Origin of the sequence: Eisenbergiella sp. OF01-20, assembly GCF_003478085.1 — a bacterium.
GTDB lineage: Bacteria > Bacillota > Clostridia > Lachnospirales > Lachnospiraceae > Eisenbergiella.
The window spans coordinates 392,076-405,365 of the sequence record NZ_QUES01000001.1 but is presented as its reverse complement, the minus strand read 5'-3'; the positions used below and the strand labels follow the sequence as shown (position 1 = coordinate 405,365).

Below are 13,290 nucleotides of genomic sequence, written 5' to 3'. Positions count from 1 at the left end.
GACAAAACATCCAACGGCAGGCAAACCAGGTTTGCCTGCCGTTGTTTCCCCTTCCTATTACCGGATTAATCCAATGTCACATCTACCTGATATATATTGTCTACCAGAAGATACGTACAATCGTATTTTTTACATAACTGCAGATTTTTCCCATTCTCTTCCTTCAGCATTTCAGGAGTTATCCACGAATCCTCCTCCCGTGCCTCGATAGCATTTGCATATTTCTTAATATCCTGAAAATGGGTATCAATATAGCTGTCAGTCATTATAATACAATAATAGCGAATGCTTTTCAGATATTCCTCCGTAAAGCTGTCTCTCCAGGTAAAGGGGATATAACATCCTTCGACGATCAGATTCTGATTATTTTCAATAGCCGTTTTTATTATCTCTCTCAGGACAGGCCACAGATAATCCGTCAGAAGTTCATCCTTGCTTTCCGGCGTCAGGTCAGTCTGTCCGCTGCGTATCAGTCCCATTTTCAGATGATCGACTGATAAATACGGATACTTATATTTTTCCAGCAGTTTCTGGGCCAAAAGTGTTTTTCCTGTATGAGAACATCCTGCAATAAGCACTATCATAAAAGGTACCTCCTTCTGAAGTAAATGTTATCTTCCGGATATCGATTCCACCCTATTACAAATGACCGTCAGCCCTTTCCTATATATTCCGGACACCTGCTATGGAAATCAGGAAGAGAGCGGATATTTCTCCCCAAAGTTTCCGTTCCTTACCGCTAATCCCCGATACACATAGCTTTCATAGCGGTCTTCTTTCTCCGGAAAAGGGCGTGTATCAATTTTATCATACTTCTCATGTATCCTTTTCTGAATATTGGAAAAGAATACAGGCAAACCTATGCTGGAATAAAAATAGGCCGTGTTCTGTACCTGAAAATGGACATGAGGTTCCGTCGTATTCCCGGAGTTGCCGCACCTGCCAATTACCTCCCCCTTTTTTACCATCTGTCCTTTTTTTACCAGCACACTGTCCGGCATAAGATGGCAGACAACACTGTATTCCTTTGACGAATGCTTTATTGTGATCCGGTTGCCGCCAATATCAGGTGTATCCGGATCGGGCTGTCCATTCCCCATTATGCGGCAATCGGGAAACCCGTTTTTTACTGAAACTACTATGCCGTCTGCGGGGGCAAGTATCTCCTTTCCATAACAATAATAGCTGTGTAAATCCATTTTATCACCATGACAGCTCTCCCCATCTTCATCCACAATAATGAAATCATAAGCGTAACGCTGGGGGAGAACTTCCCATGAGTGTGACGTTTTTTTGGTAACACCGCCATTTGCAATATACCATTCGCCTACAAATGGCAATGCATACTCTATCTGCGGAGAATAGGAGTTTATACTATCGATGTTTTTATTCCTGTATTTTATTGCTGCATAACACAGGCCCGCTATCTGTAACAAGGCCTGCCCCAGTAAGTGTAACTTCATATGGGATTCCTCCTAAATCGGATTGATGTCTTCAATTGATATATAACTAAACGACTATCGATCTCCGATCCCGCATCTGAACCTTAACAGTTCAAGTATTATTGAAATCATATTATATACTCCTTCCGTTGATTCACCAAAACTTATGGATAAAAAGATATACTTGCAAAATAAAAATAGTCTGATTTCCATATATAAAAACTGCCTCAATCAGGAAAGATTACGGCAGTTATGACACAACGTTAATAATCTGATTCTACTATTTATAAAATATAATTAGTTGCATCTGCATTTATACGATCTTACCCGGATAGTATATCACAAAATCTATAGAAATTCACTATTATTACGACTCATATAATGGTAACTCTTATATTTACAGCAGCAAAAACCGCACAAACCATGAAAGATTAGTGCGGTTTTAAAATAACCTCTTAATATTACGATTTCTTTAGAACTTCCCTGCTTTAGCGCTCTCCGTGATGGAAACGGTGAAGGGCGTTTTTTCAAGGGGTTGAGGGGTGTTTGTGCGCTATCGGTGTGCTACTCTGCACTATTGATTGCTCCTAAATACCTTTCTTAATATGAAAAATACTTGTCTTAACACTTTCAACTTTATGCAAACATTAATTTACCTTTAGCTTTTGGTATTTCACGACCAATCTCTTTGGCGGTTTCAATCCACTCCGAAATAACTATCTCAACATTTTTTAAAGCTTCCTCTGCTGTTTTTCCGTCTGCCATACAGCCAGAAAGTTCAGGAACTTCTACAATAAATTTATCATCTATATCAGACCAATATATAATTCTTTCATATTTATGCATACTACTTCACCTCCATCTGATACTTTAATATTATGTTCCTTATTTGCTTTACTTGATATGGTTTTGCCTTATTTCCATCTGGTTGTATGTTAATAATCTCATCGACGCCCTCTTTCCAATATATAAAGTGATCTCCTTTCACTCTACACTGAAAACCCATTATATCAAGTATTTTCTGCAAATCAGCAAATTTTATGTTTTTATCCTGCACTCCGCTCATAATTGACTGAATAAGTTTTTCTAATGCTGCCAAATTGTTCCCCTCCCTGCCATGTCGCCTATATATTATTGTATCATAAACATGCATCCATTTGCTATACTTATATTAGTAAATTTCATAAATCACGTTCTAAGCGCTAAAAAACTGCACCAACCACGAAAAGTTAGTGCAGCCTTTAGAAACCCTTATTCTATGCGTGTTTCCTTAAAATTTACCTGTTTTAGCGCTCTCCTCGATGGAAACGGTGAAGGACGGTTTTATAAGGGTTTGAGGGGTGTTTGTGCGCTATGGGTGTGCTACGCTGTACTACTGCTCACTTTCAAATGCCCCTTCGAAAAAACAATATTAAAGTTTGCCTAATTCAGGTGGTACTTTCATATGACGTTTTTTTAAAAACTCTAACCTTTCGGTAACGTAATCTCCAAAATTATCCTCTTCTTCCATCGTCATACGAATTTGACTTATCTGATCAACACCCGGCAAGAATATATTAGCATTAAACATTTCAACTGTACTATCTAAAAATATCACATCTCTTTTAGTTTTAAATGTGTTTATATATTTTACTACCTTTTGCATATAGTCATCTTCAATTGATGATATATATGCTATGTATCCTCTTATTCTATTTATATTGCTATAATCTCCTGATATTATTGCTCTATGTATTAAACACCTTACTAAACGTTTATACTCCTTTGGTGCTTTAATGCAATCATTGTCAATTATTACACCTGTAACACTCTTTCTTGAACTTTTTCCTATAAATCTTGTCTTTTTCTGATTAATTGTAAAATGTTCTGACTCAATAATTTTTTTAATAGTACCATAAATAGACTTTATAACTGCTTTATTACTACATGAAAATGTAATATCATCAGCATATCTACTGTATACAATATCTCTTTTGCTACAGTATTTTGCTATTCTTTTATCTAACTGTAAACAAACCAAATTAGAAAGATAAGGTGCTGTTACTGAACCTTGAGGCAATATATCTTCATATGTACAAATATTAGCCAACCAATTCGAAATGGGAACATTATAACCCAAATTACTAAAAAGATAGACAATTCTTTGCCTTTTTATAGAATGAAAAAAATTCTCTAAATCCATTTCAAGCAAAAATACATGTTCCTTATGAACCAAAGCATTTTTCTTTAATGGGCTACCCATATCCCTTTTAAAAGCAAAAGCATATTCTGAACATTCTATTTTATATAAAATATTTTCTAATATCCATCTTTGTAATATCTTTAAAGCATAATTGGGAGCATAAATTTTCCTTGTATTGCAACTATCTTTTTTAGGTATTTCAAAAATGGTATATTTCTTTGCATCATCTGATATAGCATAATAATATAGCAATTGTTCGCTAAAACCAGTGACCCTACTCATAGAACTCAAATCATTAAATATTGGTAAGCTCCTAAGTTTAAGTAAGCTTATATTAGTTTGATTTATCATAAACATTATCCCCCTTGCCAAAAATATTTAGCACGACAAGAGGTGATGATAAACAGTAATCTGCTTATCAGCGCATCTTGTCGCGGTATACCCTCTAAGTTAATAATCTAAAGGAAACGAACCATTTCCCTTAAAGAAAGGTTGATATGTACCAAAGCACATCCAATACCTAACCAACGTTTCCAAGAGAGGATAATGTTTAATAATAACAATTTTGTAAATACGCCAACTTCACTTTATCTATAACAAAGTCAATATTATTGACATGCGTACTATAAAGCATATTATAACACATTTCAACCCCTTTGTGTGTAGGTTTATAAATATTTTTGTCTTTCATCTTTATTTTTTCTATTAAGCGTTCTTTATATAATAATTTTAATGCTGGTAGATATAAGTATTCAAAATTAGCAGTCTCTGAATTATTATCCAAAAATTGTCTTATTAACATAATCAAATCATTAACATTAATATAATCAAAAATAAAAAGTACAAGTAATATGTAATAATGAAGTCCAACTATATTATCCAATTGGTATCGCTCACGTTTTTTATCTTTCAGAAGAATATTAAAATTATTCTTTAATACTTCTGCTGCTTCATCAATACATTTATTATAATATATTACTTTTTGAGGATTACGCTGTTTAATATACTTTATTGGACCCAGCATTATAAAACTTTCATCATTTTTGTATTGTGTTTGGACCAAAGCTATTACTTTATCAACGATTTCATTAATACTAGTAAATGCGCCAAGTTCTACATAAGAGCCAACGCTTTCACACACAATACATATATAATCAACGTTTTCGGCTAAAACTTTTTCTAATTGAAGTAAATTATATTTCTTTTGTTGATTAAGCATATCCATGAAAAGTTCCTCTGGATATAAAATACGGATAGTCTTTTCCTTTTCTATTATTTTTCTGATAATATCTCTTGAAGATTGCCATTCCTTTGAGCTTGCTCCACCACACAAAAATATATCCAAGGTGTTTTGTCCAATTTTCTTAAAAAGTTGCTCATATATCTGTTTTAAATTTTTTTGATATTTATCTATATTTCCCATTATCGCTCCCAAAATTAAATATTATCAAATTGCACTTAGAATAGCCTGATTTTTCGTTACTAAATAACTACGTGATGTTAACATCACGCTAAAATATATTAAACAAGAAAAATCATATTGTATCAATATTTATATTATTTTTCCCGTATCTCTCATAGTGAATGTAGCGTCAAAGTCACAATCCAGCAACTCCGCAATCTTTCTCAATTCTTTTTCAGAAAAATTATCATCTCTCAATTTATTACTCAAATTATTTCCACTATATCCAAGCTTTTCCGCCAAGTCCTTTATCTTCATGTTTCTTTCTATCAGAAGAATCCGGATTTTAGAAGCCATAGCCATACAATCACCTCGTTTTACTTTTACAAAGATTATACATGAATAAGTGTGAAAAATCAAAGCATCATGTGTTTTCCAATTTATTTCTTACAGTACAGTATTGACTTTTCACATCAAGTTGTGTATAATCGCAAATATAAATGTGATAGTTAATATATTTTTGTGATTCAAGTGAGGTGATGTCTAATTATTAAATTTTTATAAACTCTAATTATATTATAAAAAGGCGGTGACTCTTATATTTGAAATTGAAAAAAATCTCTCCCATTATATAACACGGGAATATGAGAAACTAGAATCAAAAGACAAGCAACGGAATTTTATTGAAAACTTTCGCTTTCTTATGATGTCAAATGACACAGATTTTCAGAATTTTTATTCTAAGAAAAGTTTGAATGACCGGGAATTTTATTCCATTGTAGATTCTCTCTATCAACTAAATAATCTTTGCATGTTAGCGGAATTTGTAACTTGTAATAAACCATTGCTAATATATGAAGTCCAAAAAATGGGGAATTGGCAAGGTCATATTGATTTTACTGAACCTTGTAGGTTGGGGCATGATACCATGCTTGCCAGAATATTCACTATTTTGCAGCACTTCAATATAAGCACAAATATATCATATGATACACGTGATAATTCAACCAGAAATCTGAAAGTCCAAGAAGCTTCTGGCTATCAGACCTCTATACCCAAAATTTCTTTACAGGGAAAATGGGTAGAAGATTTCGGTTTTCCTATCGGCTCCCATATCTCTGTTGAATGTTTTCAAAATAAGCTGGTCATTCTTAACAATGAAAATCCCAAATAAATAATGTCTGTCAAAACCACCGAAGCAGAAATATGTTATACTGCTCCGGTGGTTTTTATTATTTGCCTTTCTCTCTAGCGTTCTAAATCTCTTTCAATTTTGAACAGCTTTCCTTTTAAATCCTGTTGCTTTTCGTATAACTCATTCCGCTTTTTGCATATTTCCTGATTCGCTTTTAATGCTTCCCGAATCCCACCATATACCTCTGGCTGTACTTTTTTGTAATCAGCAGTTATCTTGCGGATTTCATTATTGTTCTCTTTCAGGCTATTGCTTGTAATAACCCACTGAATCAAATTTTCTACTTCCTTATCTTCTGAAAGATTAACATATTGTAATATTTTTGCACATAAGCGAACCATAATTTTCTTTTCCATTTCTGTCACAATGAAGCACCTACCTTTCCATTCCGTTCCTGCTTTTAAGCTTGTTATCAGGGAGTTCTGCCGCTTTTTGGTGTTCAAGGATAGAAATAACCTTTTCCTCTCCTAAAACCATTTTAAGCCGCTTTAAATCACGATTTTCTACCTTTAACACATCATTTTCGTGCTCCACAGATTCCAAACGGTTTTCCAGACGCTTTATCTGTTGTCGTATCTGATCCAGCCGCTTTCCTGCTGATTCTAATTTACGGCTTAAATCTAAATTATTTATCATTACTGTTTGTAATACTTCTTTTAGTCTGGTAACAAGCGGCTCCGCTTTCTTATCTTTATACGCTTTCGCACTCATTAGAGTTGTCGGCTCTGGTAACTGCCACTCTTTGTCATTTTGAATTGTCTGAATATTCTTTTCTACTTTCACCCGATTGGAAACCATTTTAGTCAACTCTTTTTCAGCCTGTATTACTTCCGCCTTTTTCGCCTTAACTTGTTTTTCTGTAATGGCAATCTTATGTGACGCTTCTTCAATTTGTTTATCTAATTGCAAGACTTCCTTTTGACGCTCTTGTTTCTCAAAATTGAGTACACTTAAATGCTTCCGGTGTGTTCCCAACTTCAACCACTGAATACCATGCCGTTCCATGACAGAAGATAGCTGTTGCTTCTCTGATTCTATCCATAGATTCCATTCTGTTTCCTGCCTGTTGCTTCCCTCAAAGCCTTGCATTTTTAATGCCTGTTTTAAGGATACTCTGGTATCCAATCCCCGTTTGCTCCCTGTCGTATATGGAACAAAATCTATATGTAAGTGAGGTGTTTCTTCATCAAGATGTAGGTGAGCAGAGAACACATATAAATTAGGATTTCTTTTTTGAAAATCCTGCATAAATTCATCTAATATCTGTTTTGCAAGCTCTCCATGCTCCCCTCTTACATTCATATCATCTTTATTTCCAATCTGGAATACTGCTTCATAGAAAAGCTTTTCTTGTTTACCTATTCTAATTTTATCGTAGTAATTTTCAATCATACGGTCTTTACGTGTCTGCTTCGCATTATATCGGTTGACTGCTTCATCAAACAAAGTATGATATACCTGTTTTAAACTTTCATTACAATACTCAATATTATTTTTTGTCCGTTCAGCGTCCACATTTTCTGCTGTAAATGCTCTCCTGTTATGGGTGAGTGAACCTTTCCCCATCATGCCGCTGATTGTTCGTTCCATGAATCTCCTCCTTTCAGTCGGGCAATATGGGCGGCGTTTAAGCCGCCATAGCTTTGTTACTTTCGTCGAAAGTAACTCAAAAGCACTTTTGACAGGTTCCCTATCAAAAATGCAGACCTGCAAGCAGGTTTTGCGCCCTGCCGGGAGCTGTCCGGCTAACGCCGCCTCGGCTTCACAGCCGTTTTTTCTGTCCGCCCTGTCATAGCAAGCTCTACATAATCAAGGTAGCAAGATTTCCTATTCCTATAGATATGGCAATCTTGCCATCTTCCTTTTTACAATGTCCAATACCACTGATTCCCTATTTTTATGGAATCAACATTTAATTCCTTTTTAGCATTCCATAATGTCTTTTTTCGGATTCCACGGTCTTTTGCTTCTTCCTCAATATCCTTGCAAGCCATTTGTCCATCTGCCAAAATTTCCTTTAAAAACTCCTTTGCACTTTTTGATTTCTGACCTCTACAATCACCAGAAAGTAAATCATCTACATTGATGTCATATTCTCCTGTCCATTCAAATCCGGTCTGTTTATCTAATCGAAAAGCTATGGGTTTTGCTTCTGGTGCCAGCGAACTTTTCACCTGACAAACTACCCTGATTTCCGGGTCATCTTTTATCCTGCCAACAATTAAAACGCTTCTAGCCGCCGCTTGAAAATCAATAGAGCCAAGACCACGATAAGACGATTTTCCACCGCTGGCTTTATTCATATGACCGATTAGCACAATCGCACAGCGATACTTTTCAGCTAATGTAGAAATACGCTTCATTACGGGTCTTATTTCATTTGCCCGGTGCATATCAACATCAGCACCTAAATAACCTTGTATCGGGTCAAGCACCACCAATCTGGCACCCGTTTCAATGAGCGCTTCTTCCAGCCGGGAATCCATCATAGTCAGTGCTTTTTCTTTATCATCAATCACCAATACTTTTGAACAATCTGCTCCTGCCGCATTTAAACGTGGCTTAATCGTATCGCCCAGACCGTCCTCTGCTGTCTGGTATAAAACATTCATAGGTTGTCTGTCTAATTCTGTTTTTTCTTCGCTTTCAGCCACCGACAACGGTTTATCAAAAGGAAGTACCGCTTCCCCACGGGTCAGCTTTGCAATTATCTGTAGGGCAAGCGTTGTTTTACCCTCGCCGGGGTCACCCTGAATAATCGTGACTTTTCCAAAAGGAATAAATGGATAAAGAAGCCATTCAACTTCTTCCTCTTCTACATCAGCCATACTTATAATCTTTAATTCTGTTTTCTTCTTTTCTTCCATATTGGCACCCCTTTTCAAATTTTCAGTTGATTTTTGGAGAAGCCGCCTGTATACTTATATTGTGAGATATGGTATCGGCGGCTTGCCCGTTTACCATTAAAAACTCTTGCCTGCTAAGCAAGGGTTTTTTCATTATCTTTGGTTTCTTCCTCTGGCTTAAAATATCCGGTTTCTTCCCATACTTTCCGGTCTGGACAGTAGTAATTGTACTCTGATGAATTTTCCAGCTTAACAGCATAACCAAATGTAAATATCCCTTTTTGCAATCCATATCGTATGTATTGAGCGTCTTTTCCGATTGCTTTTGCGATTTCTGCTATTGGTACATTTCGACCTTTAAACTCTGGTAACTCTACATAGTACCGGATTCCCTCCATCTAATCCCTCCCTACTGATTCAAAATTTCTTCCATGCTCATTCCAAGAGCTTCCGCTAACTTGTACGCTACCACCGGAGAACAGCTTTTTCCTGCCTTAATACAAGAAATCGTCTGTCTGGACACCCCACTCTTTTCAGCTAACATACGGATATTCATTTCCTGTTCTCCCATTTTAATCTGCATTTTTGTTTCGTTTAATCGCATTTTTTTCCTCCTTAAAATTTGAAATATGCACTTTAAGTACATATTTTATTATACGCATATATTTTTCATATGTCAAGCCATTTTTATAATTATATGTACTTGTAATTCGTATTTTTATATGATATGATAAGGGTGGAGGTAAACAAATGATAGACAATCAAAATAATATCGGACAGAGAATCAGGACAGCCAGAAAACAAAAAGGTATCAATCAGACAGAATTAGCGAACCTTTTAGGTAAGTCGCTCCGTACCATACAAAAATATGAAAGCGGAGAAATTGAGGTTTCCATTGCCATGATTAACGAGTTGGCAAAGGCGCTTGATACCACATCTACCTTCCTGATTGGCTACGAGCATGACGAAAAGAATATCCATAGTCTTTCAGATATAATGGACTTTCTTTTCAAGCTGGACAGGATAAAAGGCTTGAATTTCAATATTGATGTAAAGCGTCCTCCCCATTATGACGAATGGGAGTGTTCTATTACATTCAATGGTAAAGACAAGTCAGCAGATTTCAATGCGGATATGTGTCTGTTTCTGGAAGAATTTGCAGAGTACCGGGAAGAATTTCAGAATAACCGTATCAGCGCCAAACGGTACAAGGAATTACAGGACAAAGACCTTGCCTATTATTCCTCTACCACGCTGGAAGAAAAACCAGAAGAATAATTTTAACAAATGTTCCTTGAAAACAGAATATGAAAAGAAAGGATGATTGTATGGCAAAAACATTACAAAGAGCAAACGGAACAGGAAGCGTCTATAAACTTTCAGGCAAACGCCGCAATCCGTGGCGGGCAGTTGTTACAAATGGTTGGGCATACAATGAGGAAAAAGGGAAGCTGGTACAGAACCGGGTAACAATCGGCTATTATCACACCAGAGATGAAGCGATACAAGCCATTGCAAACTACAATTCCAGCCCCTATGATATTCAGACCAACTCTGTTACCTTTGAAGATGTATACGAGTTGTGGAGTAAAGACTACTTCCCTACACTATCCACTATATCAAGTGTGCGGACTGTCCAAGCCGCCTATAATTATTGTACTCCCCTTTACAAAATGCGAATGAAAGATATTCGTGTGGAGCATTTAGAGGGAACCATACGTGACGCAACTGTAGGCAATGCTACAAAAGGCAGAATTAAATCGCTGTTCAATATGATGTACCGCTACGCAATGAAACATGAGATTGTCCAAAAGGATTACGCACAGCTTTGTAACGCTGTCAAACGGGAAGCACCGGAAAAAGAAGTCATTCCCTTTACACCAGAAGAAATTAACCTGCTCTGGGAAAACGTAAACGAGGTTCCTTTTGTAGATATGATTTTAGTTGGGATTTACAGTGGTTGGCGTCCGCAGGAATTGGCTACCTTAAAGACAGCAGATATTGACCTGGAATCCAACACCATGAAAGGCGGCATGAAAACAGACGCAGGAAAAAACCGTGTTGTACCAATTCACCCTATTATTCGCCCACTCATTGAAAAACGCTACTCACCAGAAAATGAATTTCTTTTCAATGATGATAACGGACAACAGGGAACCTACATGACCTATGACAAATATCGGGGCAGATTCGTAAAAGCCATGAAACGCTTGAAGCTGACCCACCGACCACATGAGACCAGACATACTTTCATCACAAAAGCAAAAGAATGTCATGTAGATGAATACATACTAAAACTCATTGTCGGTCATGCCATAACAGACATCACAGAAAAAACCTATACTCACCGAACAATGGAGCAACTCCATAAAGAAATATGCAAGATAACAAAATAAGAGATGTTTCACACGAAAAATCTCATGGAAACATCTCTTATATTTACAATTCTATTTGTGCGCTACGCCTGTGTGCTACGTGTGCGCTACTTGTGTTCTACACACTCAAATTCAGCACTTTTCAGCACACCTCACAACTTCTCAAACCCTTATAAAATAAGGATTCCTTAGAACTTCCCTTCCTTCGCCGCTTCCTCAATGGAAACAGGAAACCTTGATTTTTAGCCATTCTTTTATCAAAAGTATAGGAATATTCAAGAAGTAAACGACATTTCTACACCTTTTTATACACCGTTTCACCCTGTAGTACATTATTCGAATTATCAAGGATCTTTTCTCCATTTGAATCCTGAAGAGGGTCAAGAAACGAATATCGCTCCGGATAATCGGCAAATGCTGTTCCCACAATCTGCGTCCCGTCTGCTCTGTGAGCCGTATAACCTCTTAGCAGAGTTTCTTCTGTCACAGTATCCCCAGTCAAATCTATGAGGGTTCTGCCGCTGTAAACGACTTTATTTGTAGCCATTTAAGCCTCCCTCCTACCCGATAGTTACCGTAGTACCTCCAGCGGGATTCTCGCTTTCGTTATATGGGATTGCTTTGACTGTAACCTGCGATAAGTAGTTATATCCTTCCTCAGAATTCGGAAGCACTGTCTGCTCCTTTGTAGAAGGTGTAACTGTCTTTGCCTGTGGTTTGGCATCTTCCGTACCTGACATAGAACCTTCTACACCAAGCAGAGTAATACCCTCTCGAATATTATCCGGAATGATTTTCTCTTTTTCTGCTGCCGAAATCCCAACTTTACCAGAACCATCGTGATGTCCCTGCGGAATGGTGTACTCTTCATCCTTTGAAGAAATTGTACCTGTCACAGCTCCGTTATTCTTCATGGTTCCCGTCAGTTTCTGACCTCGTACATACGCGGTCTTTCCCTGAAGAATTTCAGCAACAGCGGCTGTTGCATCAGAAGAATCTACGTCATATTCACAAGTACCTGTGATCGGCTCCCCTCCTTTGTCATGGGCGGTAAAGCCGGAAAGAATCTTATCAGCGGTTACGGTATCGCCGGTCAGGTCGATCAGTGTCTCTCCACCATAGATTACTTTGTTAATAGCCATATTCTCTCATCCTCTCTTTTGGAAATAAAAAAAAAGAACGGTTTCACGCTCTGTCCGCTTGCTACTCATCTTTATTTGCCTGCTTAATGATCTGATTTACATAGGTACTGAGACCGGCCATTAAAATTCCCTGAACAATTGCGATAAATATAGCCATTGCAATCTCCTGACCACTCCCTAATGGAGAAGTGGCCAAAACCCAGATTCCGCAAAGGACGATGCCGCCGACACCGAGGATCAACGGAATATACTTGTCCTTGATTGCCTGAGTCTGCTTCAGCCCCATACCGCAGAAGTAAAGGACAATCGCCACAACGATTAACTCAGGCTGCACATAGTTCATAATCTGTTCCATCATTTTAATTCCTCCTACTGATTTTCTTGAATATAGGTTGATTTGTGAATGGGCAACTTATTGATCTCCTGCATGACTTTTTTAGCTGAGCCATTTCCGCCCATCTCTTCATAGGGCTTGTAGAGATAATCGTGCAGATTTTCATATTCGTCCTGCGTGATCCATCCCCGCTCGATGTAGGACATTCCCAGATAGATAATTCTATCGTGAGCAAGACCAATCAGCATCTGCGTCCTCACATCTTTTTTCTCACTTTTCTTCTGGATATACGCCCAAAAACCAGAAGAGGCGACGACTGCACACATAATCGTCACCACCATTTGAAACCATGGTTCCATTTTAGTATCCTCC

General features: G+C 37.3%; 19 protein-coding genes. 3 read left to right on the top strand and 16 right to left on the bottom strand.

Features of this window, described 5'->3' with window-relative positions; all coding sequences use genetic code 11:
* Positions 1 to 65 precede the first annotated feature (65 nt).
* The 7 genes from DXA36_RS02060 to DXA36_RS02030 all read right to left on the bottom strand — a co-directional run bounded on the left by DXA36_RS02060 (position 66) and on the right by DXA36_RS02030 (position 5,389).
* Complete coding sequence (locus tag DXA36_RS02060) at positions 66 to 584, bottom strand: AAA family ATPase (protein WP_118675923.1); 519 nt, start codon at positions 582 to 584, stop codon at positions 66 to 68.
* 108 nt (positions 585 to 692) lie between these two features.
* Positions 693 to 1,463, bottom strand: a complete 771-nt coding sequence (locus DXA36_RS02055; RefSeq protein WP_118675922.1) for a M23 family metallopeptidase — start codon at positions 1,461 to 1,463, stop codon at positions 693 to 695.
* A 615-nt stretch (positions 1,464 to 2,078) separates the two neighbouring features.
* On the bottom strand, positions 2,079 to 2,288 hold the full coding sequence (locus tag DXA36_RS02050) for a type II toxin-antitoxin system HicB family antitoxin (protein WP_118675921.1): 210 nt from the start codon (positions 2,286 to 2,288) through the stop codon (positions 2,079 to 2,081).
* A gap of 1 nt (position 2,289) precedes the next feature.
* Positions 2,290 to 2,541 carry a type II toxin-antitoxin system HicA family toxin gene (locus tag DXA36_RS02045; protein ID WP_118675920.1) on the bottom strand — a complete coding sequence of 84 codons (252 nt, stop codon included), beginning with the start codon at positions 2,539 to 2,541 and terminating at the stop codon, positions 2,290 to 2,292.
* A 312-nt stretch (positions 2,542 to 2,853) separates the two neighbouring features.
* Positions 2,854 to 3,975, bottom strand: coding sequence for a retron St85 family RNA-directed DNA polymerase (locus DXA36_RS02040; protein ID WP_182478875.1), 1,122 nt, complete (start codon positions 3,973 to 3,975; stop codon positions 2,854 to 2,856).
* 199 nt (positions 3,976 to 4,174) lie between these two features.
* On the bottom strand, positions 4,175 to 5,047 hold the full coding sequence (locus DXA36_RS02035; protein WP_118675918.1) for a retron St85 family effector protein: 873 nt from the start codon (positions 5,045 to 5,047) through the stop codon (positions 4,175 to 4,177).
* Positions 5,048 to 5,176: 129 nt separating this feature from the next.
* A complete protein-coding gene (locus DXA36_RS02030; protein ID WP_118675917.1) occupies positions 5,177 to 5,389 on the bottom strand; it encodes a helix-turn-helix domain-containing protein in 213 nt (70 codons plus the stop codon).
* Between the two features lie 505 nt (positions 5,390 to 5,894).
* Here DXA36_RS02030 and DXA36_RS02025 point away from each other — a divergent pair.
* Entirely contained in the window at positions 5,895 to 6,200 is a 306-nt protein-coding gene (locus DXA36_RS02025) for a SymE family type I addiction module toxin (RefSeq protein ID WP_243114544.1), read from the top strand.
* Between the two features lie 74 nt (positions 6,201 to 6,274).
* Here DXA36_RS02025 and DXA36_RS02020 read toward each other — a convergent pair whose 3' ends face one another.
* The 5 genes from DXA36_RS02020 to DXA36_RS02000 form a co-directional block, all read right to left on the bottom strand.
* The gene (locus DXA36_RS02020; protein WP_182478874.1) at positions 6,275 to 6,586 is read right to left on the bottom strand and encodes a hypothetical protein; all 312 of its coding nucleotides are present in this window, start codon (positions 6,584 to 6,586) and stop codon (positions 6,275 to 6,277) included.
* 10 nt (positions 6,587 to 6,596) lie between these two features.
* Positions 6,597 to 7,811, bottom strand: coding sequence for a plasmid recombination protein (locus tag DXA36_RS02015; protein ID WP_118675916.1), 1,215 nt, complete (start codon positions 7,809 to 7,811; stop codon positions 6,597 to 6,599).
* Between the two features lie 275 nt (positions 7,812 to 8,086).
* Entirely contained in the window at positions 8,087 to 9,088 is a 1,002-nt protein-coding gene (locus tag DXA36_RS02010; protein WP_118675915.1) for an AAA family ATPase, read from the bottom strand.
* A gap of 113 nt (positions 9,089 to 9,201) precedes the next feature.
* A complete protein-coding gene (locus DXA36_RS02005) occupies positions 9,202 to 9,465 on the bottom strand; it encodes a hypothetical protein (protein ID WP_087758480.1) in 264 nt (87 codons plus the stop codon).
* Between the two features lie 11 nt (positions 9,466 to 9,476).
* Complete coding sequence (locus DXA36_RS02000; protein WP_027294645.1) at positions 9,477 to 9,671, bottom strand: helix-turn-helix transcriptional regulator; 195 nt, start codon at positions 9,669 to 9,671, stop codon at positions 9,477 to 9,479.
* Positions 9,672 to 9,817: 146 nt separating this feature from the next.
* Here DXA36_RS02000 and DXA36_RS01995 point away from each other — a divergent pair, with 146 nt between their 5' ends.
* Together DXA36_RS01995 and DXA36_RS01990 are read left to right on the top strand one after the other, a co-directional pair.
* On the top strand, positions 9,818 to 10,345 hold the full coding sequence (locus tag DXA36_RS01995; RefSeq protein WP_087758479.1) for a helix-turn-helix domain-containing protein: 528 nt from the start codon (positions 9,818 to 9,820) through the stop codon (positions 10,343 to 10,345).
* Positions 10,346 to 10,395: 50 nt separating this feature from the next.
* Positions 10,396 to 11,463, top strand: coding sequence for a tyrosine-type recombinase/integrase (locus DXA36_RS01990; protein ID WP_118675914.1), 1,068 nt, complete (start codon positions 10,396 to 10,398; stop codon positions 11,461 to 11,463).
* 274 nt (positions 11,464 to 11,737) lie between these two features.
* On the opposite strand, the gene DXA36_RS01985 is transcribed toward DXA36_RS01990, so the two are convergent.
* The 4 genes from DXA36_RS01985 to DXA36_RS01970 form a co-directional block, all read right to left on the bottom strand.
* On the bottom strand, positions 11,738 to 11,989 hold the full coding sequence (locus DXA36_RS01985; RefSeq protein ID WP_006780975.1) for a hypothetical protein: 252 nt from the start codon (positions 11,987 to 11,989) through the stop codon (positions 11,738 to 11,740).
* Between the two features lie 13 nt (positions 11,990 to 12,002).
* On the bottom strand, positions 12,003 to 12,584 hold the full coding sequence (locus DXA36_RS01980) for a hypothetical protein (protein ID WP_007868688.1): 582 nt from the start codon (positions 12,582 to 12,584) through the stop codon (positions 12,003 to 12,005).
* Between the two features lie 61 nt (positions 12,585 to 12,645).
* Positions 12,646 to 12,942 carry a phage holin family protein gene (locus DXA36_RS01975; protein WP_007868689.1) on the bottom strand — a complete coding sequence of 99 codons (297 nt, stop codon included), beginning with the start codon at positions 12,940 to 12,942 and terminating at the stop codon, positions 12,646 to 12,648.
* Between the two features lie 11 nt (positions 12,943 to 12,953).
* Positions 12,954 to 13,277, bottom strand: a complete 324-nt coding sequence (locus DXA36_RS01970) for a hypothetical protein (protein WP_054346331.1) — start codon at positions 13,275 to 13,277, stop codon at positions 12,954 to 12,956.
* Between the last annotated feature and the right edge of the window lie 13 nt (positions 13,278 to 13,290).

Excerpts from the sequence above, each read along its gene's own strand:
- DXA36_RS02060 (WP_118675923.1), bottom strand. The coding sequence starts at position 584 with ATGATAGTGCTTATTGCAGGATGTTCTCATACAGGAAAAACACTTTTG.
- DXA36_RS02055 (WP_118675922.1), bottom strand. The coding sequence starts at position 1,463 with ATGAAGTTACACTTACTGGGGCAGGCCTTGTTACAGATAGCGGGCCTG.
- DXA36_RS02050 (WP_118675921.1), bottom strand. The coding sequence starts at position 2,288 with ATGCATAAATATGAAAGAATTATATATTGGTCTGATATAGATGATAAA.
- DXA36_RS02040 (WP_182478875.1), bottom strand. The coding sequence starts at position 3,975 with ATGATAAATCAAACTAATATAAGCTTACTTAAACTTAGGAGCTTACCA.
- DXA36_RS02035 (WP_118675918.1), bottom strand. The coding sequence starts at position 5,047 with ATGGGAAATATAGATAAATATCAAAAAAATTTAAAACAGATATATGAG.
- DXA36_RS02030 (WP_118675917.1), bottom strand. The coding sequence starts at position 5,389 with ATGGCTATGGCTTCTAAAATCCGGATTCTTCTGATAGAAAGAAACATG.
- DXA36_RS02025 (WP_243114544.1), top strand. The coding sequence starts at position 5,895 with ATGGGGAATTGGCAAGGTCATATTGATTTTACTGAACCTTGTAGGTTG.
- DXA36_RS02015 (WP_118675916.1), bottom strand. The coding sequence starts at position 7,811 with ATGGAACGAACAATCAGCGGCATGATGGGGAAAGGTTCACTCACCCAT.
- DXA36_RS02010 (WP_118675915.1), bottom strand. The coding sequence starts at position 9,088 with ATGGAAGAAAAGAAGAAAACAGAATTAAAGATTATAAGTATGGCTGAT.
- DXA36_RS02005 (WP_087758480.1), bottom strand. The coding sequence starts at position 9,465 with ATGGAGGGAATCCGGTACTATGTAGAGTTACCAGAGTTTAAAGGTCGA.
- DXA36_RS02000 (WP_027294645.1), bottom strand. The coding sequence starts at position 9,671 with ATGCGATTAAACGAAACAAAAATGCAGATTAAAATGGGAGAACAGGAA.
- DXA36_RS01995 (WP_087758479.1), top strand. The coding sequence starts at position 9,818 with ATGATAGACAATCAAAATAATATCGGACAGAGAATCAGGACAGCCAGA.
- DXA36_RS01990 (WP_118675914.1), top strand. The coding sequence starts at position 10,396 with ATGGCAAAAACATTACAAAGAGCAAACGGAACAGGAAGCGTCTATAAA.
- DXA36_RS01985 (WP_006780975.1), bottom strand. The coding sequence starts at position 11,989 with ATGGCTACAAATAAAGTCGTTTACAGCGGCAGAACCCTCATAGATTTG.
- DXA36_RS01980 (WP_007868688.1), bottom strand. The coding sequence starts at position 12,584 with ATGGCTATTAACAAAGTAATCTATGGTGGAGAGACACTGATCGACCTG.
- DXA36_RS01975 (WP_007868689.1), bottom strand. The coding sequence starts at position 12,942 with ATGATGGAACAGATTATGAACTATGTGCAGCCTGAGTTAATCGTTGTG.
- DXA36_RS01970 (WP_054346331.1), bottom strand. The coding sequence starts at position 13,277 with ATGGAACCATGGTTTCAAATGGTGGTGACGATTATGTGTGCAGTCGTC.